Origin of the sequence: Agathobaculum faecis (assembly GCF_014287995.1) — a bacterium.
In the GTDB taxonomy this organism is placed as follows: domain Bacteria; phylum Bacillota; class Clostridia; order Oscillospirales; family Butyricicoccaceae; genus Agathobaculum; species Agathobaculum ammoniilyticum.
On sequence record NZ_JACOPL010000062.1, the window covers coordinates 1 to 1,144 of the forward strand.

Annotated in this window: 1 protein-coding gene; it reads right to left on the reverse strand. The window is 56.6% G+C overall.

Translation table 11 applies throughout. From position 1 onward, the window contains the following. Positions 1-25: 25 nt before the first annotated feature. A partial coding sequence (iolN, locus tag H8S45_RS15795; RefSeq protein ID WP_054328598.1) for a 3-dehydro-scyllo-inosose hydrolase occupies positions 26-1,144 on the reverse strand: 1,119 nt, incomplete at its 5' end.

Genomic DNA, 1,144 nt, shown 5'->3' on the forward strand with positions numbered 1-1,144 from the left:
AGAAAAAAGAAGAAAAGAGAAAGGGTCAATCAATAAAGAGGCCGCGTCTGGGGAGCTCATGCACGCTCTTCCAGCCGTCGCTGAGGGGCTCGCGGAGGCAGGGCTCGATCTCCTCGTAAGGACGGAGGGAGAATTTGCGGGGATCGGGTACCTTGCCCGCGGGATAAGCTTCCAGGATGTCCTCGACCATGCAGTTCAGGTATTCACAGATCGCGGCAATCGGACGTTTTGCCTTTCTTGCTTCACCTCTTGACGGGTAGCCCACAACACCCTCAGGGGTACCGAAGCGCTCAATTACACGGTGGCCTTCCGCCTCGGACCACTTGTTCGGACGGTGGAATGAGTCCACGGAGCCATCATAGAAGCCTTCGTCCAGCATCCCCATTGACTTCGCCTGCGCGTCCACCACACAGCCCATATCCACCATGCCCGGGAACATGAGCAGCGCCGCAGAGGTTTCCGCTTCGTCCGCATGCACAAACGGCGTGCTGACGAAGTCCGGCCGCTCATCGCCCAGCGGATACCAAAATTCACGAATCGCACGATGCCACTCAACGACCGTTGCGAATGCCGGAAGCTCAAAGCGCTTAAAGAATTCCTGAATCGCGGACTCGAGCATCCAGTCCATGCCGTGGTTGTTGACAAGGATGATCTTGCGGAAACCATCGTCCCACAAGCCGACCATTACGTTAATCAGCGTATCAACGATGGACTTCTCGCTCGTCATGACCGTGCCGGGCATACCGCAGTGATGGTAGGGATGGCCGCCGTAGTTGATCGGTGGAAGCGCCAACGCGACCTCGTGGCCCGCCTTAGCCGTCTTGCGTCGCACCGCCTCGCAGATCGAGGTACACATAAACGTGTCCAGGCCGGAGTTGTTATGGATGCCGTGATTCTCGGTGCAGCCGATTGGCACCAGGACGATATCGTTCTTATGGCGTTTCTCAATCACCATCTTGCGCGGCGAGGTCTGGATATAGCAGCCCGGCTTTCCGATCTCACTGTCGGACGGGATGCCGTAATCATCCAGAATGGCCTGGATCTCCTCCTCCGAGGCGTCCCACAGCCGTTTCTTCAGCCGTCCTACCTTGTTATCCTCAAAAAATATGTTCGGATACGCTGTCGTTAAGTACTTCTCTTGCAT